Below are 23,571 nucleotides of genomic sequence, written 5' to 3' on the forward strand. Positions count from 1 at the left end.
TGCTGTTTGTTCAGCGGGTGCTGTCCGTTGAGCGGGTGGGTCCGTTGAGCGGGTGCTATCCGTTCAGGGCACGCAGATGGTCACGCAGCCCGGTGCCGAACGCTGTGGGGGTGCCGTCGTAGCTGCTGATCAGGGACGGTCCGGAGGAGCAGTCCCAGGTGTTCCAGGTCCAGCCGAGATACGACAGGCCTCGGTCGTCGAACCACTTCATGACCTGGTCGATGAAGCCGTGCGCGCAGGTGTTCTCGCCGATCTCCCCTGCCACGAGGGGAACTTGGGCGGCCACCGGAGCGAGCGTGGAGTTCCAGCAGCTCTCGTTGGAGCAGGTGTTGAAGTTGTACACGTGCCAGGCGGCGGCGAAATTGCCCGCCGGGTCGGTCGGCTTGTACGTCAGCCACTGGCTGAGGTCGTTGGAGTAGGCGATCCCCCCGGCGAGGATCAGGTTGGTCGCTCCGGTGCCCCGGACGCTGTCGACGAGGTCCTGCATGCCGGCGACCTCGTACCCGATGCCCGGGCAGGTGCCGCCGTCCCGCCAGCACTGCCACGCCTGGGTGGTCGTGGAAGTGGCGCGGTCCGGGTAGGGCTCGTTGAACAGGTCGAAGACGACAGTGCGGTCGTTCTTGAAGGTGTTGGCCACCGAGGCCCAGAAGGAGGGCGTGTACCGCATGTCGGGCATCGGCTTCTGGCAGCTCGCGTGCACGTCGGAGCAGCCGGCGGAGTTGCCGGTGTACTGGCCGTAGGTCCAGTGCAGTTCGACCACGGGTGTCATGCCGTGGGCCTTGACCTTGGCGACCAGGTCCTTGACGGCGTTGATGTAGTTCGCCCCGGCGTAGGCCGGGTTGATGTTGGACAGGCCCAGCCAGCACTCCTCGTTGAGGGGAATGCGGACCGTGTTCGCCTTCCAGTCGGCGATCGCCTTGACGGAGGCGTCGTCGACCGGGCCGTCGAAGACACCGCGGCCCTGGACGCACATGAACTCGCCGCCGGACCGGTTCACGCCGAGCAGCCGACGGGTGGCGCCGCCCGCGTCCACGAGCTTGTTGCCGGAGACCCGCAGGACGGGGGGAGCCGTGTCCTCAGGATCCGGCGGATCCGGAGTGGGGGACGGCTCGGCGTCCGTGTTGCAGGCCGTGCCGTTGAGCTTGAACGACGCGGGTACGGCGTTGCTCCCGGACGAGGACGCGATGAATCCGGCACTGACGCTCGCTCCGCTGCCGAGCGAGCCGTTGTAGCTCTCGTTGGCAGCGGTGACCGTCGTGCCGGACTGGGACCATTTCGCGTTCCAGCCCTGGGTGAGCTTCTGACCGCCGGCGAAGTCGAAGGTGAGACTCCAACTGCTCACCGCGGCCATGTTGTTGGTGACTTTCACGGAGCCCTGGAAACCGCTGCCCCACTGACTGGTGACGGAGTACTCCACCGAGCAGGCGGGGGTGGCGCCGGACGCCGTGACCACCGGCGCCGTCACGGACCCGACGAGGGCGACCGCGCCGGCAACGGCTGCTGCTTTCCCCCGGGGGATAACCCCCGGACCCCCAGCAGAAAAACGGGCCGGCTGACGTGACCGGCGCGTCCTGCGCGGGGCGAACCTGAGTAAAGGTACTGAACGCGAGGGGTGTCGCATGAGCGACTCCTTGCAGATCAGCGCGTCGTTACGGACGCGTCGACTGATGGAATCGCTCCCACTGGTGTCAAGGAAGGTAGCGCCAAGTGACAGCAAAGAACAGAGGGGTCACTTGACTTTTCCGGAGCCTCGTTCGTCGAATCTTTTCGACTCTTCAAGCACCTTGACCCCTTGAACGCTCGTCCTCACTATGGGAGCGCTCCCACTGGTTCAAGCCTTGACTTCTCCGAGCCGCACAAGGAGGAACCAGCAATGCCCCCCACCAGGAGACGCCGGACCGTCCGGCGATTGTGGACCGCTGTCGTGGCGGCCATGGCACTGCCGTTCGCGATGCTGAGTGCGGCTTCAACTCCCGCACAGGCAGCGGCAGTTCAGTGCAGTGTCGACTACAAGACCAACGACTGGGGCTCCGGTTTCACCGCGGATCTGACGATCACCAACCGCGGCACGGACGCCATCAACGGCTGGACCCTGACGTACAGCTACGCGGGCAACCAGAAGCTGAGCAACGGCTGGAACGGCACGTGGTCCCAGTCCGGCCAGGCGGTCACGGTCAAGAGCGCCACCTACAACGCCAACATCGCCGCGGGCGCCGCCGTCACCACCGGCGGGCAGTTCACCTACAGCGGCACCAACGCGGCCCCGACCGATTTCGCGGTCAACGGCACCAGTTGCACCGGCGCCCACCAGCCGCCGATCACCGTGCTGACCAGCCCGGCCGCGGGCGCGGTCTACACCCAGGGCAACGCGGTGCCGCTCGCGGCGACAGCGGCGGCCGCGGACAACGCGACCATCAGCAAGGTGGAGTTCTACGACAACACCACGCTGCTCGGTACCGACACGACATCGCCGTACTCGCTCTCGGTCTCAAGCTTGACCGTGGGCAGTCATTCCCTGCTCGCGAAGGCCTACGACAGCCTGGGCGCGTCCGGTGAGTCGACGCCGGTCGGCATCACGGTCGCCTCGGGCCCCGCGGTCGTCGCCTCCGCCACCCAACTGGCCGTCCAGCAGGGCAAGACGGGCACGTACACCGTGAAGCTGTCGACGCAGCCCTCGGCCAACGTGACCGTCACGACCGCCCGCACGAGCGGCAACGCGGGTCTCTCGGTGACCGGTGGGGCCTCGCTCACCTTCACTCCGTCGAACTGGAACACCGCGCAGACGGTCACCATCACCGGCAACGCCTCCGGCACGGGAGCTGCGACCTTCGAGTCGACGGCGACCGGTCACGCGAAGGCCTCGGTGAACGTCACCCAGATCGCGGCGACGGGCACGTACAACGCCCGCTTCCTGGATCTGTACGGCAAGATCACCAACCCGGCGAACGGCTACTTCTCCCCCGAGGGCATCCCCTACCACTCGGTCGAGACGCTGATCGTCGAGGCGCCGGACCAGGGCCACGAGACCACGTCGGAGGCGTACAGCTACCTCCTGTGGCTGCAGGCCATGTACGGCAAGGTGACGGGCGACTGGTCCAAGTTCAACGGGGCCTGGGACATCATGGAGAAGTACATGATCCCCACGCACGCCGACCAGCCGACCAACTCCTTCTACAACGCCTCCAAGCCGGCCACCTACGCGCCCGAGCTGGACACCCCGAACGAGTACCCGGCGAAGCTCGACTCCTCGGTCTCCGTCGGCTCGGACCCGATCGCCGGTGAGCTGAAGAGCGCGTACGGCACGGACGACATCTACGGCATGCACTGGCTCCAGGACGTCGACAACGTCTACGGCTACGGCAACTCGCCCGGCAAGTGCGAGGCGGGGCCGACGGACACCGGACCGTCGTACATCAACACCTTCCAGCGCGGTGCGCAGGAGTCGGTGTGGGAGACGGTGCCGCAGCCGACCTGCGACCAGTTCAAGTACGGCGGCAAGAACGGCTACCTGGACCTCTTCACCGGTGACGCCTCGTACGCCAAGCAGTGGAAGTTCACCAACGCCCCGGACGCCGACGCGCGCGCGGTGCAGGCCGCGTACTGGGCCGACAAGTGGGCGAAGGAGCAGGGCAAGGGCTCCGACGTCTCCGCGACCGTGGGCAAGGCCGCGAAGATGGGCGACTATCTGCGCTACGCCATGTACGACAAGTACTTCAAGAAGATCGGCAACTGTGTCGGTCCGTCCACCTGCGCGGCCGGTACCGGCAAGGACGCCTCGATGTACCTGCTGTCCTGGTACTACGCCTGGGGCGGCGCCACCGACACCTCGGCGGGCTGGGCCTGGCGCATCGGATCCAGTCACGCGCACGGCGGCTACCAGAACCCGATGGCCGCGTACGCGCTGAGCTCCTACGCCGACCTGAAGCCCAAGTCGGCGACGGGCGCGGCGGACTGGAACACCTCGCTGGGCCGGCAGCTGGAGTTCTACCGCTGGCTGCAGTCCGACGAGGGTGCCATCGCGGGCGGTGCGACGAACAGCTGGGCGGGCCGCTACGCGACTCCCCCGGCCGGCAAGTCGACGTTCTACGGCATGTACTACGACCAGCAGCCCGTCTACCACGACCCGCCGTCCAACCAGTGGTTCGGCTTCCAGGCGTGGTCGATGGAGCGGGTGGCCGAGTACTACCAGCAGACGGGGAACGCGCAGGCCAAGGCGGTCCTCGACAAGTGGGTCAAGTGGGCGCTGTCCAAGACCACGATCAACCCGGACGGCACCTACCAGATCCCGTCGACGCTGCAGTGGTCGGGCCAGCCCGACACCTGGAACGCGTCGAGTCCCGGTGCCAACAGCGGACTTCACGTCACCGTCGCGGACTACACCAACGACGTCGGGGTGACCGCCGCGTACGCCAAGACCCTGACGTACTACGCGGACCGCAGTGGTGACACCCAGGCCGCTGCCACGGCCAAGTCGCTGCTGGACGGCATGTGGAACAACTACCAGGACAGCCTGGGGATCGCGGTGCCGGAGAACCGGGCGGACTACAACCGCTTCGACGACTCGGTGTACGTGCCGAGCGGCTGGACCGGGACCATGCCGAACGGGGACGCGATCAACTCGTCGTCGACGTTCGAGTCCATCCGGTCCTTCTACAAGAACGACCCGGCCTGGTCGAAGATCCAGGCCTATCTCGCGGGCGGCGCGGTGCCCTCGTTCACGTATCACCGGTTCTGGGCCCAGGCGGACATCGCCCTGGCCATGGGGTCGTACGCGGAGCTTCTCGAATAGCCCCCGCCGGGCGCTCCGCGGGTAGGGCCGTGTTCGACTGCGGGTCCGTTGTGGCTGGTCGCGCAGTTCCTCGTGCCCCTGAAGGGGCGCACCCGTACACGGCGTTACCTCGGAACCGCCTGAAAAAGCTCCGCGTGCTCGGTCCCGTCACCTGACGACGGGACGACAAGCCGGGCGACCCCCTCCCGCACTGGGGGTCGCCCGGCAACTCTCGCCCCATACGGAAAGCGCTTGCCCCCCACTCGGGAAAGGACCCTCCCGTGCGAAGAACCCGCATCCTCACGGCCGTGCTCGCGCTCGCGGCCGGGCTGCTCGCCGGCACCCCGCCCGCACTGGCGGCGGACAGCACCGCGAAGGTCTCGCTCGCAGCCGACACCTACACGTGGAAGAACGCCCGGATCGACGGCGGCGGCTTCGTGCCGGGCATCGTCTTCAACCGCAAGGAGAAGAACCTGGCGTACGCCCGCACGGACATCGGCGGGGCCTATCGCTGGCAGGAGTCCTCGAAGACCTGGACCCCGCTGCTCGACTCGGTCGGCTGGGACGACTGGGGGCACACCGGAGTGGTCAGCCTGGCGTCCGACTCCGTGGACCCGAACAAGGTGTACGCGGCCGTCGGAACCTACACCAACAGCTGGGATCCGACGAACGGCGCGGTCATGCGCTCCTCGAACCGCGGCGCGAGCTGGCAGAAGACCGACCTGCCCTTCAAGCTCGGCGGCAACATGCCGGGGCGGGGCATGGGCGAACGGCTCGCGGTCGACCCGAACAAGAACAGCGTGCTGTATCTCGGGGCGCCGAGCGGCAAGGGACTGTGGCGGTCGACGGACTCCGGGGCCACCTGGTCGCAGGTGACCAACTTCCCCAACGTCGGCAACTACCAGCAGGATCCGAGCGACACCAGCGGCTACGCCAGCGACAACCAGGGCATCGTCTGGGTCACCTTCGACGAGAAGACGGGCACGTCCGGCAGCGCGACGCAGGCGATCTACGTCGGGGTCGCCGACCTGCAGAACTCGGTGTACCGGTCGACGGACGGCGGCGCGACCTGGAGCCGGCTCGCCGGTCAGCCGACGGGCTACCTGGCCCACAAGGGTGTGCTGGACGCGGTGAACGGCTATCTGTATCTCTCCTACAGCGACAAGGGCGGGCCGTACGACGGCGGCAAGGGCCAGGTGTGGCGGTACGCGACGGCGACCGGCACCTGGACGAACATCAGCCCGGTCGCCGAGGCCGACACCTACTACGGCTTCAGCGGACTGACGGTGGACCGGCAGAAACCCGGCACGGTGATGGCGACGGCGTACAGCTCCTGGTGGCCGGACACCCAGATCTTCCGCTCCACGGACAGCGGGGCGACCTGGACGAAGGCGTGGGACTACTCGTCGTACCCCAACCGCGCGAACCGCTACACGATGGACGTCTCGTCCTCCCCCTGGCTGACCTGGGGCGCGAACCCGTCACCGCCCGAACAGAGCCCGAAACTCGGGTGGATGACCGAGTCCCTGGAGATCGACCCGTTCAACTCGAACCGCATGGTGTACGGGACGGGGGCCACGCTCTACGGCACGGAGAACCTCACGAACTGGGACTCAGGGAGCCAGTTCACCATCAAGCCGATGGTGCAGGGCCTGGAGGAGACCGCGGTCCAAGACCTCGCGTCGCCGCCCTCGGGCGCCCCGCTGCTGAGCGCGCTCGGTGACGTCGGCGGCTTCCGGCACACGGACCTGACCAAGGTCCCCTCGATGATGTTCACGTCCCCGAACTTCACCACGACCACGAGTCTGGACTTCGCGGAGACGAACCCGAACACGGTCGTGCGGACCGGCAATCTGGACTCGGGGCCGCACATCGCGTTCTCGACGGACAACGGCGCCAACTGGTTCGCGGGGACCGATCCTTCGGGTGTGAGCGGTGGCGGGACGGTGGCCGCCGCCTCGGACGGCAGCCGATTCGTGTGGAGCCCCGAGGGTGCGGGCGTGCAATACACGACCGGCTTCGGTTCGTCCTGGTCGGCGTCGAGCGGGATCCCCGCCGGGGCGATCGTGGAGTCGGACCGGGTGGACGCGAAGACCTTCTACGGCTTCAAGTCCGGGAAGTTCTACGTGAGTACGGACGGCGGGGCCACGTTCACGGCGTCCCCGGCGACCGGACTGCCCGCCGGGGACAGTGTGCGGTTCAAGGCGCTGCCCGGGGTGAAGGGCGATGTCTGGCTGGCGGGCGGGGCGAGCGACGGGGCCTACGGTCTGTGGCACTCGACGAACGGCGGCACGAGCTGGACGAAGCTCGCGAACGTCGACCAGGCCGACGCGATCGGCTTCGGGAAGGCGGCGACGGGGGCGTCGTACCAGACGCTCTACACCAGCGCGAAGATCGGCGGAGTGCGTGGCATCTTCCGCTCCACGGACAAGGGCGTGAGCTGGACCCGCATCAACGACGACGCCCACCAGTGGGGTTGGACCGGAGCGGCGATCACCGGTGACCCCCGGGTGTACGGCCGGGTGTACGTCTCGACCAACGGCCGGGGGGTGATCTACGGCGACACGTCCGACACGAGCGGCGGAGGTGGCGGCACCGATCCGACGGACCCGCCGGACCCCACTCCCACGGGTTCCTGCACGGTGACGTACAAGATCACCAACCAGTGGTCGGGCGGCTTCCAGGCGGACGTCCAGCTGAGCAACACGGGCTCCGGCGCGTGGACCGGCTGGACGCTCGGCTGGACCTTCCCCAACGCCCAGACGATCTCCCAGACCTGGAACGCCGAGTCCACCCAGACTGGCTCGGCGGTCACGGCGAAGAACGTCGGCTGGAACGCCAACGTGGCAGCGGGCTCGTCCGTCGGCTTCGGCTTCACGGGGAGCTGGTCGGGGACGAACGGGAAACCGACCGCGTTCAAGGTGGGCGACCAGAACTGCACGATCGCCTGACCGCACCACAGGGGGCGCGTACCGCACCGGGTACGCGCCCTCAGCTCAGCCCAGGCTGGCGGCGAGTTCGCCGTTCTCCGCCTCCTCGGCCGTCAGCTGCACGGTGCCTCGATGGGAGACCTCGACCTTGTAGAACCTCTCGCCCTTGGGGACGCCATCGACGGCGACGGCGAACGTGCAGGTACCGTCCTCGTCTTCCTTGCTGTCCCCGAGGGCTCCGGTCGCGACGACCTCACCGCCGGCTCCGTAGACGGTGACGGAGGTGCCTTCGGCGATGTCGTCGTATCCGCTGTCGTACCGGCCCTGGCAGCCGTCGCCGCCGTCACTGACGACGTCGTCGGTCAGATCGAAGCTGCCCTCGAGAGTGAACGTACCCGGGTCGCCGGTACCGGCGGCGCTGATCGCCCACACGCCGCCGACGATGCCCGCCCCGAGGGCAAGTCCGATCATCCCGGCCACCGCCGGGTTCATACGCCTGCCGGGCACCGCGACCTGGGGCGGGAACGGCGCGGGCATGACGGGTGCTGGAGCGGGCGGCGGAGCGTCCGGCAGCGGCGGCAGGTCCTGCTGTGTCATCTGTCCCCCATATGTGCATGAGGTGTGAAGATTATCCGCCGGTCGGGCCGGATACGCCCCGCCTGGTTGAAGATTCACCAGTTTGAGATCTTGTCACCTCACGGCGTGTACACCGTCGTCCTCGATGCCGTCGCCATTCCGTTGCCGATGAAGAAGCTCGGGTGCGGAGGCTGGTTGTAGGCCGTGTTCTGCCAGGCCAGGGCCGTGCGGTACATCGTGTCGTGGAGCAGGGTCGTGATCTTCGTCGTCGTCTCGTACGGCGTGGAGTAGACGCGCAGTGCCTTGTTGTCCGACGTCGGCCAGACGACCTCCTCGCGCCAGTCGCCGAGGATGTCGCCGGAAAGGGACGGCGTCGCCTTGGTGCTGTTGTTGGAGTGGACCGACGCTCCGGTGAGCAGGCGGGTGTCGCCCGAGGTGCCGTACTTGTCGATGTGGGTGCCGTCGAGGAGTTCGCGGACGGTGTCGCCGTCCCACCAGGACAGGAAGTTGGTCGAACCGGGCTTGCGGGTCGCGACCACCGTGCCCTTGGGGCCGCGGATGCCGCTCTCCGACGACGACCAGGACTCGGCGCCCGCGCTGCCCGACCAGATGTCCCCGGAGACACCCCGGCCGTTGTCGCCGTTGGCGGGAGTGGACCAGATGACCTGGCCGGTCCTCGCGTCCGCCATCCAGGACGACGGCTTCGAACTGTCCTCGTCGACCTTGAACTCCTCCAGGCCCGCGCGCGACGGGTCGAGGTCGCCGACATGCATCGCGTCGCCGTGGCCGTTCTTGGTGGTCCACAGGCCGGAGCCGTTGTCGTCCACGGCCATCGAGCCGTACACGATCTCGTCCCTGCCGTCGCCGTCGACGTCCGCGACCGACAGCTGGTGGTTGCCCTGACCGTCGTACCCCTTGCCGCTGTTGGTCGAGGAGCTGGTGTCGAAGGTCCAGCGGCGGGTGAAGGCGCCACCCCGCCAGTCCCAGGCCGCGATCACCGTGCGGGTGTAGTAGCCGCGGGCCATGATGAGCGACGGACGCGCCCCGTCCAGGTACGCCGTGCCCGCGAGGAAGCGGTCGACCCGGTTGCCGTACGAGTCGCCCCACGACGACACCGTGCCCCGGCCCGGCACGTAGTCGACGCTCTGCATCGCTTTGCCGTTCTGGCCGTTGAACATGGTCAGGTACTCGGGACCGGACAGGACATAGCCGCTGGAGTTGCGGTGGTCGGCCGACGAGCTGCCGATCACCGCTCCCGTGCCGTCGACCGTGCCGTCCGCGGTCTTCATGGCGACCTCGGCCTTGCCGTCGCCGTCGTAGTCGTACGCCTGGAACTGCGTGTAGTGCGCGCCCGAACGGATGTTGCGGCCGAGGTCGATCCGCCACAGCCGGGTGCCGTCGAGCTTGACACCGTCGAGGATCGTATTGCCGGTGTAGCCGGACTGGGAGTTGTCCTTGGCGTTGGTCGGCTGCCACTTCAGGACGAAGTCCAGCGCCCCGTCCCCGTCGAGGTCGGCGACGGAGGCGTCGTTCGCCTCGTAGGTGTACGCCACCCCGTCCGGGGTCGTCCCTCCAGCGGGCGGGCTGATGGGAACGTCCTTGTAGCCGGTGCGCAGTTGGACCGCGTGGACCGAGTCGGCCTGCTCGACTCCGCCGACGATCGCGCGGACCGTGTAGTCGGCCTCGGCGGGCGCGCCGGAGTGGAAGTAGTTGGTGGAGCCGGTGACCGGGGCCGAGTTGACCTTCGTACCGGCGCGGTAGACGTTGAACGACACGTCGTTCGGGTCGGTGCCGAGCCAGCGCCAGCTGACCAGGTTGCCGCTGCTGGTGTGCACGCTGACGACGCCCCGGTCGAGCTTCTCGACCTGGCGGGCGGTGGCGGCCTCGGCGGAGCCGGGGCTCAGGACGGTGAGTCCCGCGGCCACGAGGGCCGTCGCGGCGGTCACCGCCGAGAGGACGACTCGGCGTCTGCGGTGGGGGTGCGGGTGCGGGTGCTGCACGGGTGGACCTCCGAAGCTGTGGGGGCGGACGGGTTCCACCCCCTCAGTCGCCGCCCGGGGAAACGGAGTTGCCGTACCTTTCGGCCAGTTCGGCGATCGTCTGTGGGACCGAGCGGACCATGGGGACTTCAATCGGCCTTCCGGAACGCCCGGACGCTGAACATCGGGTCGGGGCGTGGGAGGTCCTGGTCGGGGAGTGTCTCCAACCGCTCCGCGAACCGTTCGGTGCGCGGGTCGCCGGGCGGCAGCCGGGTGAACCAGCCGCGCCGCAGGTCGGCGGCGGTGCGCCGGGGGCTGCGGCCCTGACCGCGGCCCGGGAAGCGGGCTTGGCCGGCCGGGTGCAGGAGGTGGGCGGCGGCGTACGACTCGACGAGCGGCGCCGCGTCCGGGGCCGGACGGCGCGGGCGCGGGGCGAGGACCGCGTCGATGTCGCTGCCCACGTCGTGCGCGGCGGCCTTGTCGACGGTGGTGACATACACCCCGCCCGGTCTCAGGACCCGGGCGCACTCGGCGACCACCGCCCGGACGTCCTCGGGCCGGTCGAGGAGGTGCAGCAGCCACACGCTGGTGACGGCGTCGAACACCCCGTCGGGGAACGGCAGCGCGCGGCTGTCGGCGAGCACGACCGCGCCGGGCAGCCGGACCGCGGCCATGCGGGCCATCCCGCACGTCAGGTCGGCGCCGGTGACCCGGGTCGCGGGCCGGGCGGCGGCGAGCCTGCGGGTGACGATCCCGGTGCCGCAGGCCACGTCGAGGAGCCGGCGGGTGTCCGCGGGGATCAGACCGAGCACGGCGTCCGCGGCCGCGGCGGCCCTGGCTTCGCCGCCGCGGGTGGCGTCGTAGGCGTCGGCCTCCTTGTCGTAGTCGAGCACGGGCTCACTGGGCCCGGTGACCGGCGGCGAGCGCCTCCACCCGCTGCGCGAGCTCGAAGTCCTTCTCCGTGAGGGCGCCGCCCGCGCTGTGCGTGTGCACGGACAGCGCGACCGTGTTGTAGCCGAGGGTGAGGTCGGAGTGGTGGTCGAGCTCCTCCTGCACCTGGGCGATGTGGACGACCATCGCCGTGGCGGCGAAGTGGGTGCCGAGGCGGTACGAGCGGGTGAGGCGGCCGTCGTCGACGGACCAGCCCGGCAGTTCCGCGAGCCGGTCCTCGATCTCCTTCTGCGACAGGGGTTCGACGGGCATGACCTCGCTCCTTCCTGGGGGTCGGGGTGTCTTCAGCGTCCCACAGCCGCGGCGGCCTGACCTGGTCCCGGCCTTCTCCGGGTCCCCCGTCACCGCGGGTACACGCATCGCTACAGCGGGGAGCGGACGCCTGCGACGGACGGCCCCGCCCTGGCGCACCGCACCGCACCGCACCGCACCGCAGCCCTCGCCGTCGTCCACGGTCCGCCCACGCGCCCGGTCCTGGACTACGGTCGTGCGTATGACCCTTGTCCACTCCGCCCCAGCCACCCCGTCCGACCAGGGCGTCGGTCCGCTCCTGCGTGCCTGGCGGGAGCAACGGCGGGTCAGTCAGCTGGAGTTGGCGCTGCGGGCCGACTCCAGCGCGCGGCACATCAGCTTCGTCGAGACGGGGCGCTCCCGTCCGAGCGAGGAGATGGTGCTCCGGCTCGCCGAGCATCTGGAGGTGCCGGTGCGGGAGCGCAACGCGCTGCTGCTCGCGGCCGGTTACGCCCCGCGCTTCCCCGAGACCCCACTGGACGATCCGGCCCTGGACGCCGTGCGTGAGGGGATCGAGCGGCTGATCCAGGGCTACGAGCCCTACCCGGCCCTGGTGTTCGACGCCGGCTACCACGTCGTGGCCGCGAACCGCGGGATCATGATGCTCCTCGACGGCGTCCCGGAGTTCCTGCTCCGGCCCCCGCTCAACACCATGCGGCTCACCCTGCACCCCGAGGGCCTCGCCCCGCGCATCCGCAATCTGCGCGAGTGGCGCGGCCATCTGCTGGAACAGATGCGGCGGCAGATCGCCCTGCGCCGGTCGGAGCGGCTGCGGGAGCTGTACGAGGAGGTCGCGGCCTATCCGGTGCCGGACCCGGAGGAGTCCGACGACGGCCGACCTGCCGAGCAGGTCCCCTACTTCGCGCTGCCGATGCGGATCGAGCACGAAGGCCGGACGCTGTCGTTCATCTCGTCCACGTCCACCTTCAACACCCCTATGGACGTGACCGTCGCCGAGCTGGCCATCGAGACGTTCCTTCCGGCCGACCCGGCGACGGTCAAGTACCTTCACTCACTGCTGCCCTGACACGCCTTCAGCGCGGCGTACTGGAGCAGCGCGAACCCGGCGACGGTGATCGCCTGGAGCACGGTCCACACCGCACCGGCGGTGGTCGGCGACAGCCACAGCCCCAGGGCGGCACAACTCACGGCCGACCACAGGAGGTTGGCCTCGACGACGGCACGGACGGCGAGCGCCGGCGGACGGCCGCGCGAGGCGAGGACGCCCACGACGGCCCCGTACGCCGCGAGGAAGGCCCCGAGTCCGAGCAGCAGCCCGGAGCCGACGCCCAGGAACCGGCCGACCGGTCCGGACCCGAGGAGGTACACGAGACCGTTCGCACCGGTCACCGCCGCGTCCAGGGCGAGGAAGCGGCGCAGCATGGTGTGCGGGTCGGAGGTCCGGGCGAGTGCGGTGAGCTGGGTCGCGGACATGACGAATCACCCTCCGTCGAGGTCGGAAACGGGGAAGCGGACGGCGGGTTCCGGACCGGAGTGCGCCGGCCCGGAACCCCTGGGCTCCACCATCCCGCCGCCCCGCGCCCCGGTCGATTACGCGGGAGGTAAGGAAGGAACCGGTCGTGACCGGTGAGGCCGGCACCGGAACATGGCACACTGCACGCTAGCTTCGACGCGTAGGGGAGGCGTGGCGTGAGTGAGCGGCGACCTGCGCCGACCGTGGGCCAGGTGGTGCTCGGCCGACGGCTTCAGGAACTGCGGGAGGCGGCCGGCCTCAAGCGTGAGGAGGCCGCGCAGGTACTGCGGGTGGCCCCCGCGACCGTACGGCGGATGGAAATGGCCGAGGTCGCCCTGAAGATCCCGTATGTCCAGGTGCTCCTGGAGACGTACGGCGTGCCCGACGAACAGGTCGAGGACTTCGTCCAGCTGGCCGAGGAGGCGAACAAACCGGGCTGGTGGCAGCGGTTCCACGACGTGCTGCCCGAGTGGTTCAGCCTGTACGTCAGTCTGGAGGGCGCCGCCGGGATCATCCGCTCCTACGAGCCGCACTTCGTGCCCGGACTGCTCCAGACCGAGGACTACGCGCGTGCCGTCATGGAGGCCGGGACCATCGGGCAGGCGGGCCCCGAGGCGCTGGAGCGGCACGTGTCGCTGCGCATGGCCCGGCAGCAACTGCTGGAACGCCCGAACGCGCCCCACCTGTGGGCGATCATGGACGAGACGGTGCTGCGCCGCCCGGTGAGCATCCGCTCCGAGGTGATGCGCGAACAGCTCGACAAACTCCTGGAGTTCGCCGAGCGCGACCGGGTCACGCTCCAGGTGTGCGAGTTCGAGGAGGGGCCGCACCCGGGGACGTACGCGCCCTTCTCGCTGTTCCGTTTCTCCGAGCCGGAGCTGCCCGACCTGGTCTTCACCGAGTACCTGACCGGTGCGCTGTATCTCGACTCCCGCCAGGAGGTCGCCACGCACCTGGAGGTCCTGGACCACATGTCGGCGCGGGCCGCGTCGGCCGAGCGCACGAAGAAGCTCCTGCGGGAGCGCCGCGAGGACTTCTGAGCGGGCGGGCACGACCACACGCCGGGTGCACCACGCCACCATCACAGGGGAGAAGAGACCGCATGACCGGATCCGACGCCGCAGTGCCCGCCATGGACACCAGCCGGCCGCACCCGGCCCGGGTGTACGACTGGTGGCTGGGCGGCAAGGACAACTACCCGGTGGACGAGGAGCTGGCGCGCCGGATCCTCGCCGTTGACGGCACGGTGATGCGCGGGGCGCGCGCCAACCGCCGCTTCATGCACCGGGCGGTGCGGACGGCCGCCGAGGCCGGGATCCGCCAGTTCCTCGACATCGGCACCGGCATCCCGACCGAGCCCAACCTGCACCAGGTGGCGCAGGAGGTCGCCCCGGAGTCGAAGGTCGTGTACGCGGACAACGACCCGATCGTCCTCAGGCACGCCCAGGCCCTGCTGCACAGCACCCCCGAGGGCGCCACGGACTACGTCCACGCCGATGTCCGCGACCCGGACACCATCCTGCGCCTCGCCGCCGAGACCCTGGACTTCGCCCAGCCCGTCGCACTGTCCCTGGTGGCGCTCACCCACTACCTGAGCGACGAGGCGTACGGGCTGCTCGAGCGGTACGTCACCGAGCTCGCCCCGGGCAGTCACGTGATCCTCTCCCAGGTCACGCCCGATCTGAGCCCCGAGGCCATCGAGAAGGCCGCCGAGCAGTTCCGCCGCAGCGGCACCCCCTTCTTCCCCCGTTCGCTCGCCGAGTTCTCCCGCTTCTTCGACGGCCTGGAGCTGCTCGGCCCCGGGGTGATCCCGGTGTCGGGCTGGCGTCCGGGGCCGGAGGACGTGGCGGCCCAGGCGGAGGGCATCGTGTCGGTGTACGCGGGGGTCGCGCGCAAGGTCTGACCCGTACGGGTGCCGTGAACGGGTGCGCTCCCCCGCCCCGCCCTAGGTTCGAAGCGAGCCGCGGGCAAGCGGAGGGAGCGCACGTGACCGACACCCGGAAACGGACTGTCCGCCGGTGGGCCCCGACCGCCCCGAGCACGAGCCCCGCGGCTGCCCGCGCGGCACCGCCCCCTCGGGGTACACCCACTCCCCGCCCGGGTGCGCCACCCGTACGTCAGGGGCGTCCTGCTGGAGCTGTACCGCGCGGCGCCCGGAAGGCTCCGCGACCCGGTCCTGGCCTGGGCGGGGACGGGCCGTTCGGGCGGGACTCGGGGCGCGGGCAGCTGCCGCTGGTGTCGGTGGAGAACTTCCACGTGCTCCCCGGACGGCAGACCACGGACGACGCGGAGGAGGCCTGATGCCCTCGGACGCCGTGCTCTACCAGGCGGCGGCGCTCTGCCTGACGTATCCCGACGACGACTTCCGCGCGCGGCTGCCGCTGCTGCGGGAAGCGGCGCCGCAACTGCGCGAGTTCGTCGACCACGCGGCGGTGACGCCCGCGCAGGAGCTGGCGGCGCACTATGTGCAGGTCTTCGACTGCGAGAACCGGCACAGTCTGTATCTGAGCCGGCGGCAGGACGGGAACACGCGGCGGCGCGGGATGTCGCCGGCCCGCTTCAAGGAGGTCTACCGGGCCGCCGGGCTGGAGTTCACCGGCGAGGAGCTGCCGGACTTCCTCCCTGCCGTGCTGGAGTTCGCGGCCCGTACCGGGGACCTCGGCCTGCTCACCGAGCACCGCGACGGCCTGGAGCACCTCCGCTCCCGGCTCACCGACTTCGGCACCCCGTACGCGACGGTCCTCGACGCCGTGTGCGCCACGCTTCCCACGAGGGTGCGCCGATGAGCACACTCCTGGACGGACGCGCTCGGGATCGGCGAGCATCTACGACAAGCTCATGTACCTCGTGCTGCTCGCCGCGATGGGCATGGTGGCCGAGCCGACCCCCACTTCTGGCAGCGGCCACAACTGCCGCGAGTCGACCGGCCCTTGCCCCGTGCGCGCGACCCCAGGCAGCTGGGGCCGCGACCGGAGCGGCCGGGAGGGGACATGACGGAGGTCTGACGGGACCTCAGGCGGCGCCGCCCTTCTGGTCCTTCTCGTCGTCCACGATCTCCGCGTCGACCACGCCCTCGTCCTCCTGGGCTGATGTGCGCGGGCCGCCGTCCTCCGTGGGTGTCTCCTGGGACGGCTGCGCCTGGGCGTACATCGCCTGGCCCATCTTCTGACTGACGGTGGCGAGCTTCTCGACGCCGCCCCGGAGGGTGTTCGTGTCGGCGTTCTCCTCCAGGAGCTGTTTCAGTTCGGAGACCGCCGACTGGACCTCCGTCTTCGTCTCGGCGGGGACCTTGTCCTCGTTCTCCCGGACGAACTTCTCCGTCTGGTAGACGAGTTGCTCGGCCTGGTTGCGGGTTTCGGCGGCCTCGCGGCGGTTGCGGTCCTCCTCCGCGTACTGCTCGGCCTCGCGCATCATGCGGTCGATGTCGTCCTTGGGAAGCGCCGATCCGCCCGTCACCGTCATCTTCTGTTCGCGCCCGGTCGCGAGGTCCTTCGCCGAGACGTGCATGATCCCGTTCGCGTCGATGTCGAAGGCCACTTCGATCTGGGGGACGCCCCGGGGCGCCGGCGGGAGGCCGGTGAGGTCGAAGACGCCGAGCTTCTTGTTGTACGCGGCGATCTCGCGTTCGCCCTGGTAGACCTGGATGCCCACCGAGGGCTGGTTGTCGGTGGCGGTCGTGAAGATCTCCGAACGGCGGGTGGGGATCGTGGTGTTGCGTTCGATGAGCTTCGTCATGATGCCGCCCTTGGTCTCGATCCCCAGGGACAGCGGAGTCACGTCGAGCAGCAGCACGTCCTTCACGTCGCCGCGGATGACACCCGCCTGGAGCGCCGCCCCGACCGCCACGACCTCGTCCGGGTTGACCCCCTTGTGCGGGTCCTTGCCCGTGAGCTCCTTGACCAGTTCGGTCACCGCGGGCATCCGCGTCGAGCCGCCGACGAGGATCACGTGGTCGACCGCGGAGAGCTTGATGCCCGCGTCCTTGACCGCCTGGTGGAAGGGGGTCCTGCAGCGGTCGAGCAGATCGGCGGTGAGCTCCTGGAACTGCGCGCGGGTCAGCTTCTCGTCGAGGTGCAGCGGCCCCTCGGCGGAGGCGGTGATGTAGGGCAGGTTGATCGTGGTCTCGGAGGACGACGACAGCTCGATCTTCGCCTTCTCGGCCCCCTCGCGCAGCCGCTGCAGCGCCATCTTGTCCTTGCCGAGGTCGACGCCGTACTGCCCCTGGAACTTCTTCACGAGGTGCTCGACGACCCGCTGGTCCCAGTCGTCGCCGCCCAGATGCGTGTCGCCGTTGGTCGCCTTGACCTCGATGACCCCGTCGCCGATCTCCAGCAGGGACACGTCGAAGGTGCCGCCGCCGAGGTCGAAGACCAGGACCGTCTGCTCCTCGCCCCGGTCGAGGCCGTACGCCAGCGCCGCGGCCGTGGGCTCGTTGATGATCCTGAGCACCTTGAGGCCGGCGATCTCCCCGGCCTCCTTGGTGGCCTGCCGCTGGGTGTCGTCGAAATAGGCGGGCACCGTGATCACGGCGTCGGTGACGTCCTCGCCGAGATACGACTCGGCGTCCCGCTTCAGCTTCTGCAGGACCCGCGCCGACAGCTCCTGCGCCCGGTACCGGGTGCCGTCGATGTCGCCCTGGTCCGGGAAGCGCCAGCTCCCGTCGCCCATGTACCGCTTCACGGAGCGCGCGGTGCGCTCGACGTTGGTCACGGCCTGCCGCTTGGCGACCTCGCCCACCAGCACCTCGCCGTTCTTGGCGAAGGCCACGACCGACGGTGTGGTCCTGGCCCCCTCCGCGTTGGCGACAACCGTGGGCTCACCGCCCTCCAGTACGGCCACCACCGAGTTCGTGGTACCGAGATCGATCCCGACCGCACGTCCCATCGCTGTCCCCTTCCGCCAGGGAGCGTCCCGCACTCCAGCACAAGACCCGGGAGCTTTCTTGTCAACGGGACGGGTACCCCGGTGAACGCTCTTCGCTCGGCTCCGCCCGCAGCGCGACGGCCCGCCGCGGCCGGTCGGTGATCAGGACGTCGACGCGCGGGTGGTCGAGAAACGTCCGCATCAGGGTGTCGTCGTTCACCGTCCAGACCATGGTGAACAGGTCGTGCCGGACGGCCTCACGGAGCACGTTGGCGCGGGCCAGCCGCTGGTGCACGGCCACCCCGCTCGCGCCGCAGGCGCGCACCCGGCGCATCGGCAGCAGCTCGCTGAGCCGGACGCCGGCCAGCCGGGAGCGGCCGACCTCCTTGCCGTCCCGCCCCAGGGACAGGGCCGTGCGCACCCGCGGAAAGGCCCGGGCGATGGCGGCGACGGAACGGTCCTCCAGAGTGGTCGCGACGAAGCCGTCCGCACCGAGCAGGGCGACCGCCCGGTCGATCAGCTCGCGCTCGTAGCCGCTCTCCTTGAGGTCCAGGTGGCCGACCATCCGGCCCGCGATCAGGGACATGACCTCGTCGACGACCGGCACGGGGTATCCCACCCGGTCGCTGAGCTCGGCGTGGGTGATCTCGCCGAGCAGCGGACCGGTGCGCCCCACCCGCGGGTCGTGGTGGACGACGAGGACACCGTCGCCGGTGCGCCGGATGTCGAACTCGACGTACTCCGCCCCGGACCGGATCGCGTCCTCGTAGGCCTCCCAGGTCGCGGCACCGGCACGCTCGGACCCGCCCCGGTGGGCGGAGACGGCGGGACGTCGGGACATACGGCGGTCAGCTTCCGGACGGTGGGCGCTGGGCGGGGATCGGGTCGGCCGGGGTAAGCAGGGAGCCGGAGCGTCTGCCGGTGCGGATGATCCGGACGTATCCGATCACGGCGAGCACGAGAAACGGGATCCAGGCCAGGAGGTACGCCGGGAGGTACCGCGGGTCGAAGACGGAGCGGTGGGGGTTGACGGTCGTGGCGTTGACGCCGAAGAACGCGAGCAGCAGCGTCGGCGGCAGGGCGATCAGGGTGGCGATCGCGACCAGCACGGACACCGTACGGTCGCGGCGGTCGTCGCGCTCCGAGAGCTCGGCGTCCAGTGCCGCCGAGCGGGCGCTGATCACCGAGGTCAGCCGCTCCACCATGCGGGCCGAGTTGTCCAGGCTGTCGCGGATGCCGAGCGCGTCCCGCAGGGACGACTGGAAGGCCTCCATGACCATCTCCGGGATCAGCAGACTGTCGACGTACGCCTCCACCCCGAAGGCCAGGTCCAGCTGGAGCTCGTTGACCCCCGCGGACAGCTGCGAGATCAGCGAACGGATCTCGTACGGCGAGCTCGCCGAGGCCTGTTCGTTCGCCCGCATCGTCTCGAAGGCGGCCAGCCGCGTGCGCTGGAGGACGGCGAGCGCGGAGACCATGCCGATGGCGACCAGGGTCAGACCGTTCTCCACGTGCTCGGCCCAGCCGGCGTGGACGGAGACCCCGCGGCCGTGTGCGGAGAGCGTGCGGCCGTGCCTGCTGAGATGGGGCGGCTCGGACGTGGACAGCCGGCCGCGGTACACGAGCTCGTTCAGCAGGGTGGGTGGGCGGGTCTCGTCCGGGCCCAACAGATCGTCCGCCAAGTCGCCGCCGGGGAACACCAGTTGGTGGACGTTCTGGCCGAAGGCCAGCGGTTCGCGCGGGGCGAGCCGTCCGCTCAGCGAGTCGAGCAGGTCTTCGGAGCCGAGCGTGATCCGGTCCCGATCGAAGCAGCTGTCGGCGAGCCACGCCGCGAGGGCGGCGGAAGGCGTTTCTCCGGCGAATCCGCAGTCAAGAGCCAGGGTGAGGTCCCCGCGCGGAGTGGCGAGGACAGCGATCTCGACGGCGGCGAGGTCGAGCCCGTGGTCGCCGTGCGGCAGCCGCAGGTCCGCGGGGGCCACGTCCTCGACGAGCACCGGCACCGGTAGCACCGCCTCGCTGGACGTGAGGTGCAGGGCGAAGCGGCCGAAGTCGAAGGTGTCGACGAGGCTGCCCAGCGCGGGACGCCCCGGATCGAGTCGGCCGGTGAGGCTGAACAGCACGACGACACGGGTGAGTTCACGGGTGCCGGCGTCGAGTGCCGCCGTACCGCCTGCCGTTCCCACCGTCATCGTGTGCCCTTTCACCCCACCGGACCGGCCCCGAGACCGCGCTTCGCGCAGACCGCCCCGGACGAGCGGCCTGCGCGACGCGGTGTCTCGGGGTTCAGGCGAGCTTCGCGTCCAGCGTGATCGGAACGGACTTCAGGGCCTGGCTGACGGGGCAGTTGGCCTTCGCGTCGTCGGCGGCGGCGACGAAGCCGTCCTCGTCGAGGCCCGGCACGGTGCCCTCGACGGTGAGGTGGATGCCGGTGATGCCCTCGCCCGGCTGGAAGGAGACGTCGGCCGAGGTGATGAGCTTGGTGGGCGGGGTGCCCGCGCCGTTCAGGGCGTGCGACAGCGCCATCGAGAAGCAGCTGGAGTGCGCGGCGGCGATCAGCTCCTCGGGGCTGGTCTTGCCGTTCGCGTCCTGGGAGCGCGAGGCCCACGTGACCGGCTGTGCCTCGATGGCACCGGAGGAGTCGAAGTTGACGACACCGCTCCCCTCGAGGAGGTTGCCTTCCCAGACGGTGTGTGCGGAGCGCGTGGTAGCCACGATCAGTCCTTTCGTGTGGTCCCGCGGACGGGGGATGCGGGATCCATCCGATCACACTACGGCTCAGCTCACGCGGAAGACCGGTCCCCCTGCGCTGAACGGCAGCCTGGCCCCCTGGGGGATCAGACAGGCGTGCTCGCGCCGCACCCGCAGCACATCGCACCAGCCGTCGGTGATCACCAGCACGGGCGCGTTCGCGGGGAAGTCGTCGGCCCGGTGCAGCAGGTCGATGCCCGGCTGGAGGACGGTGCCGCCGCGCCCGTGCACCCGGACCCGCTCGGCGATCTCGGTGACGGGCAGATAGCCGGCGTCATGCGGGGCGGCGTCGCAGAACACGTCCCTGTGTGCGGGGCTCCGGATAACCGCAGCTGAATATCGAGGCCCAGGTATCCGCTTTCAGGGGCGCGGGGAACTGCGCGACAAGCCCCCACCGCCCAGCGGCCGAACGACTACGCAGCCTTGTCCTCTCGCGCAGTCAACGGCACTTGAGGACCCCCCGCTTCATCCAGCCACCGACGCAGCACCTCATGAACCCCCTCCGCCCCCACAAGCCCCTCGGGCGGCGCGGACAAGGCAAGCGGCGACAACAGGAACGGCTTCCCCTGGGCCCCACCGAGCCCGCCGTGCGACCCGATCTGCTCCTCGAAGGCGAGCACCTCCCCCTCACCCGGGTCGTACCACGAGTTGACCATGATGTCGGCGGTGTGCGGGAAGGAGTGCGTACGCCGTACCGCCTCCGCCGCGCCGGGCCCGAAGTCGGCCAACGGCCCCGGATTCTCGTCCAGTTGCTCCAGCGGGATCTCCGTACCGAACGGGCCGAGGACCACCCCGCCGTGCTCCTCGCTCCGCACCAGGAGGAAACCGATGCCGGGATGGTTGGCGAGCGTGGTCAGCAGCGCCGGATGCCGCGCGTCGATCTCCTCCTTGCTCATCCGGTGATGCACATCGGGGAAGGACACCAGTCCGAGATTCCCCGAGGCCAGCACGATCGGTTCCGAGTCACGCGCGGGACGGTACTGCTCGCGTCCTTCCTTACCCGGCCGGCGCAGCGCGGCGCGGACGGCGGCGCGGGCCTCGGCGCCGCTGTGGGTGCGCTCGGCCTTGCGCGACACGGGCAGCCCACAGCCGGCCCGGACCAGGTCGCCGAGGGTGAGCCCGTAGCGGGTGCGGAAGGTCTCGCCGGGGCTCTGGCCGTGGTCGGAGAGGACGACGATCCGGTACGGGCGCGGGGCGTGCTCGGCGACGTTCTCGATCAGGGCGAGCGAGCGGTCCAGGCGCTCCAGGACCTTGGCGGCGTCGCGGCTGGTCGGCCCGGAGTGGTGGGCGACCTCGTCGTAGGCGACGAGGTCGGCGTAGACGGCCGTACGGCCCGCGAGCATGTCGCCCATGACGGCGGCGACCACGACGTCACGTTCGACGACGGTCGCGAAGGCGCGGACCAAGGGGTACAGACCCCCGCGGCCGACCCTCGGGCGCTCCTTGCGGGCCCGGGTCCGGGTCGACTGGCCGATCTCGCGGCCGACCTCGGCGAAGAAGGACAGGGCGGTGCGCACGGCGTTGGCCGGGTCGGAGAAGTACGCGAAGTAGCCCGCCCGGGAGCGGGTCTCGCGGCTGCGGCGGCGGGTGGCGATGGACAGGACGAGGGCCTGTTCCTCGGCGCCGCCGGAGAAGAGGTTGCCGCGGCTCGCCCCGTCGACGGCGAGCAGTCCGGCGTGACCCGCCCGCTCCACGGCCCGGCGCTGGAGTTCGACGGCGCTGGTCGGGCGGTTGCAGACCATCACCTCGCCGCGGTCCTTCTCGTACCAGCGGAAGGCGGGGACGTCGTGATTGCTGCCGTGCAGGATGCCGAGCTGGCTGGCGCCGGTCTGGCTGGACCAGTCGGTGCGCCAGGAGGTGAGCCGGTGGGTGGGGCGTACCGCGCGGCCGGGGGTGTGGCTGTGGCCGATCCAGCGGGCGATCGTGGGCATGAGGCCCTGGCCGACCGCGGCCAGCAGGACGTCGTGGCCGACGCCGTCGAGCTGGAGGAAGACCGTGCCGGGGGTGGCCGGGCCGACAGGACCGCCTCTGCGGCGGCGGTCGGCGAGACGGTACAGGCGGCGCCGGTAGGCGTCGTCGTCGCGCACGGCGAGGGCACCGCCGGTGGCGGAGGCGACCGCGGACATCACGGCGGCGACCACGACCGCGGTCTCCGGGGCGGCGTCGCCGCGCTCGGCGGGGTTCAGGCGCAGGGCGAGCAGCAGCAGCGCCCCGTTGAGGAAGAAGACGAGGAGCCCGAGCACCAGCGTCGGCACGAGCAGGAAGAGCCGTACGAGCAGGGGCCACACGACGGCCGACAGCACACCGAAGGCACCGGCGCCGAACGCCGCCGTGACCGCGATCCGGGTCGCGCTGTCACCGGTCGGGGACTGCAGCCGGAAGTCCGGCAGGATGCCGGCCAGCACCAGCATCGTCAGGGTCGAGACGGCCCATACCGTGATGCTCCGCCCGACCTGACTGGCGATCCGCCGCCCACGCCCCGCACCCACGCCCCGTACACCTCACGTCCTGGCCCGTCGTCGGTGCGGGCGCTGGGACCAGCGTGTCATACGGGTCGGACAGTCAGCGTCCGTCGTATCCCGCCGTCGGCATCGACAGCCTGCGGTGCACGCTGGCCTTCATCTGGGCGTCGTAGAGGGGCTCCGCGAAGCCCACTGTCTCGACCCGCACTCCGCGGCGGGCGCATTCGGCGGTGAACTCCTCCACGGAGGACAGGGCGCTCTCCAGGACCCGGCGGCTGGGGGCCACGAAGAGATCCCGCCCCGCCCGCACCCCGTCCCACAGCACGCAGTGGTCGGCGCGCAGGCCCCGCACCAGCAGTTCCCGCCGCACGGTGTACCCCCGCTCCGCGGCCCAGCGCGCGCACATCGCGTGCTGGCTGCGCGAGTCCACCAGGAAGGGATCGGCGTCCAGCTCCTCCAGCGGCGTCAGACTCGCGATCGCCGTGACATGGACCGCTCCCATGGTGTCCCCCTCACCTCCGGGTTTCGC

The 23,571-nt window shown here is 70.3% G+C and carries 18 protein-coding genes and 2 pseudogenes; 7 read left to right on the forward strand and 13 right to left on the reverse strand.

Going from position 1 to position 23,571, the window contains the following annotated elements:
* Window positions 1-55: 55 nt before the first annotated feature.
* Window positions 56-1,465 carry a cellulase family glycosylhydrolase gene (locus tag ABZT02_RS28355; RefSeq protein WP_356022159.1) on the reverse strand — a complete coding sequence of 470 codons (1,410 nt, stop codon included), beginning with the start codon at window positions 1,463-1,465 and terminating at the stop codon, window positions 56-58.
* A gap of 408 nt (window positions 1,466-1,873) precedes the next feature.
* Here ABZT02_RS28355 and ABZT02_RS28360 point away from each other — a divergent pair, with 408 nt between their 5' ends.
* Together ABZT02_RS28360 and ABZT02_RS28365 are read left to right on the forward strand one after the other, a co-directional pair.
* On the forward strand, window positions 1,874-4,789 hold the full coding sequence (locus tag ABZT02_RS28360) for a glycoside hydrolase family 48 protein (protein ID WP_356022162.1): 2,916 nt from the start codon (window positions 1,874-1,876) through the stop codon (window positions 4,787-4,789).
* Between the two features lie 260 nt (window positions 4,790-5,049).
* Complete coding sequence (locus ABZT02_RS28365; RefSeq protein ID WP_356022164.1) at window positions 5,050-7,719, forward strand: cellulose binding domain-containing protein; 2,670 nt, start codon at window positions 5,050-5,052, stop codon at window positions 7,717-7,719.
* Window positions 7,720-7,764: 45 nt separating this feature from the next.
* Here ABZT02_RS28365 and ABZT02_RS28370 read toward each other — a convergent pair whose 3' ends face one another.
* From ABZT02_RS28370 to ABZT02_RS28385, 4 genes are all read right to left on the reverse strand, one after another.
* Window positions 7,765-8,295, reverse strand: coding sequence for a hypothetical protein (locus ABZT02_RS28370; protein ID WP_356022167.1), 531 nt, complete (start codon window positions 8,293-8,295; stop codon window positions 7,765-7,767).
* Window positions 8,296-8,393: 98 nt separating this feature from the next.
* Entirely contained in the window at window positions 8,394-10,274 is a 1,881-nt protein-coding gene (locus tag ABZT02_RS28375) for a rhamnogalacturonan lyase (RefSeq protein WP_356022169.1), read from the reverse strand.
* Window positions 10,275-10,402: 128 nt separating this feature from the next.
* A complete protein-coding gene (locus tag ABZT02_RS28380; RefSeq protein WP_356022171.1) occupies window positions 10,403-11,146 on the reverse strand; it encodes a class I SAM-dependent methyltransferase in 744 nt (247 codons plus the stop codon).
* Window positions 11,147-11,150: 4 nt separating this feature from the next.
* Window positions 11,151-11,456: a 4a-hydroxytetrahydrobiopterin dehydratase gene (locus tag ABZT02_RS28385; RefSeq protein ID WP_356022173.1), complete on the reverse strand. Its 306-nt coding sequence runs from the start codon at window positions 11,454-11,456 to the stop codon at window positions 11,151-11,153.
* A gap of 241 nt (window positions 11,457-11,697) precedes the next feature.
* Between ABZT02_RS28385 and ABZT02_RS28390 the strand changes: the two genes are divergently transcribed.
* Window positions 11,698-12,522 (forward strand): helix-turn-helix transcriptional regulator, encoded by an 825-nt coding sequence (locus tag ABZT02_RS28390; RefSeq protein WP_356022175.1) that lies wholly within the window; start codon window positions 11,698-11,700, stop codon window positions 12,520-12,522.
* Here the strand turns inward: ABZT02_RS28390 and ABZT02_RS28395 are convergent.
* Window positions 12,504-12,929, reverse strand: coding sequence for a hypothetical protein (locus tag ABZT02_RS28395; RefSeq protein WP_356022177.1), 426 nt, complete (start codon window positions 12,927-12,929; stop codon window positions 12,504-12,506). The two genes, ABZT02_RS28390 and ABZT02_RS28395, sit on opposite strands and share 19 nt — an antisense overlap.
* A gap of 216 nt (window positions 12,930-13,145) precedes the next feature.
* Here ABZT02_RS28395 and ABZT02_RS28400 point away from each other — a divergent pair, with 216 nt between their 5' ends.
* The 4 genes and pseudogenes from ABZT02_RS28400 (at window position 13,146) to narJ (ending at window position 15,755) form a co-directional block, all read left to right on the forward strand.
* A complete protein-coding gene (locus ABZT02_RS28400) occupies window positions 13,146-14,009 on the forward strand; it encodes a helix-turn-helix transcriptional regulator (RefSeq protein WP_356022180.1) in 864 nt (287 codons plus the stop codon).
* A 62-nt stretch (window positions 14,010-14,071) separates the two neighbouring features.
* Window positions 14,072-14,872 carry an SAM-dependent methyltransferase gene (locus tag ABZT02_RS28405; protein ID WP_356022181.1) on the forward strand — a complete coding sequence of 267 codons (801 nt, stop codon included), beginning with the start codon at window positions 14,072-14,074 and terminating at the stop codon, window positions 14,870-14,872.
* Window positions 14,873-14,969: 97 nt separating this feature from the next.
* Window positions 14,970-15,157 (forward strand): annotated as a pseudogene (locus ABZT02_RS28410) (hypothetical protein); the annotation flags it as partial.
* 112 nt (window positions 15,158-15,269) lie between these two features.
* The gene (gene narJ, locus ABZT02_RS28415) at window positions 15,270-15,755 is read left to right on the forward strand and encodes a nitrate reductase molybdenum cofactor assembly chaperone (protein WP_356022184.1); all 486 of its coding nucleotides are present in this window, start codon (window positions 15,270-15,272) and stop codon (window positions 15,753-15,755) included.
* A gap of 226 nt (window positions 15,756-15,981) precedes the next feature.
* On the opposite strand, the gene dnaK is transcribed toward narJ, so the two are convergent.
* The 7 genes and pseudogenes from dnaK to ABZT02_RS28450 form a co-directional block, all read right to left on the reverse strand.
* Entirely contained in the window at window positions 15,982-17,853 is a 1,872-nt protein-coding gene (dnaK, locus tag ABZT02_RS28420) for a molecular chaperone DnaK (RefSeq protein ID WP_356022186.1), read from the reverse strand.
* Between the two features lie 61 nt (window positions 17,854-17,914).
* The gene (locus ABZT02_RS28425) at window positions 17,915-18,673 is read right to left on the reverse strand and encodes a glycerophosphodiester phosphodiesterase family protein (protein ID WP_356022188.1); all 759 of its coding nucleotides are present in this window, start codon (window positions 18,671-18,673) and stop codon (window positions 17,915-17,917) included.
* Window positions 18,674-18,680: 7 nt separating this feature from the next.
* A complete protein-coding gene (locus ABZT02_RS28430; RefSeq protein ID WP_356022191.1) occupies window positions 18,681-20,021 on the reverse strand; it encodes a hypothetical protein in 1,341 nt (446 codons plus the stop codon).
* Window positions 20,022-20,115: 94 nt separating this feature from the next.
* On the reverse strand, window positions 20,116-20,544 hold the full coding sequence (locus ABZT02_RS28435; RefSeq protein WP_356022193.1) for an OsmC family protein: 429 nt from the start codon (window positions 20,542-20,544) through the stop codon (window positions 20,116-20,118).
* 63 nt (window positions 20,545-20,607) lie between these two features.
* Window positions 20,608-20,895, reverse strand: a pseudogene (locus ABZT02_RS28440) (hypothetical protein); the annotation flags it as partial.
* A gap of 98 nt (window positions 20,896-20,993) precedes the next feature.
* The gene (locus ABZT02_RS28445; protein ID WP_356022195.1) at window positions 20,994-23,069 is read right to left on the reverse strand and encodes a phage holin family protein; all 2,076 of its coding nucleotides are present in this window, start codon (window positions 23,067-23,069) and stop codon (window positions 20,994-20,996) included.
* Window positions 23,070-23,142: 73 nt separating this feature from the next.
* Window positions 23,143-23,544, reverse strand: a complete 402-nt coding sequence (locus ABZT02_RS28450; RefSeq protein ID WP_069760383.1) for a hypothetical protein — start codon at window positions 23,542-23,544, stop codon at window positions 23,143-23,145.
* Window positions 23,545-23,571 lie beyond the last annotated feature (27 nt).

The sequence above is a fragment of the Streptomyces sp. NPDC005402 genome (assembly GCF_040606575.1).
Taxonomy (GTDB): domain Bacteria; phylum Actinomycetota; class Actinomycetes; order Streptomycetales; family Streptomycetaceae; genus Streptomyces.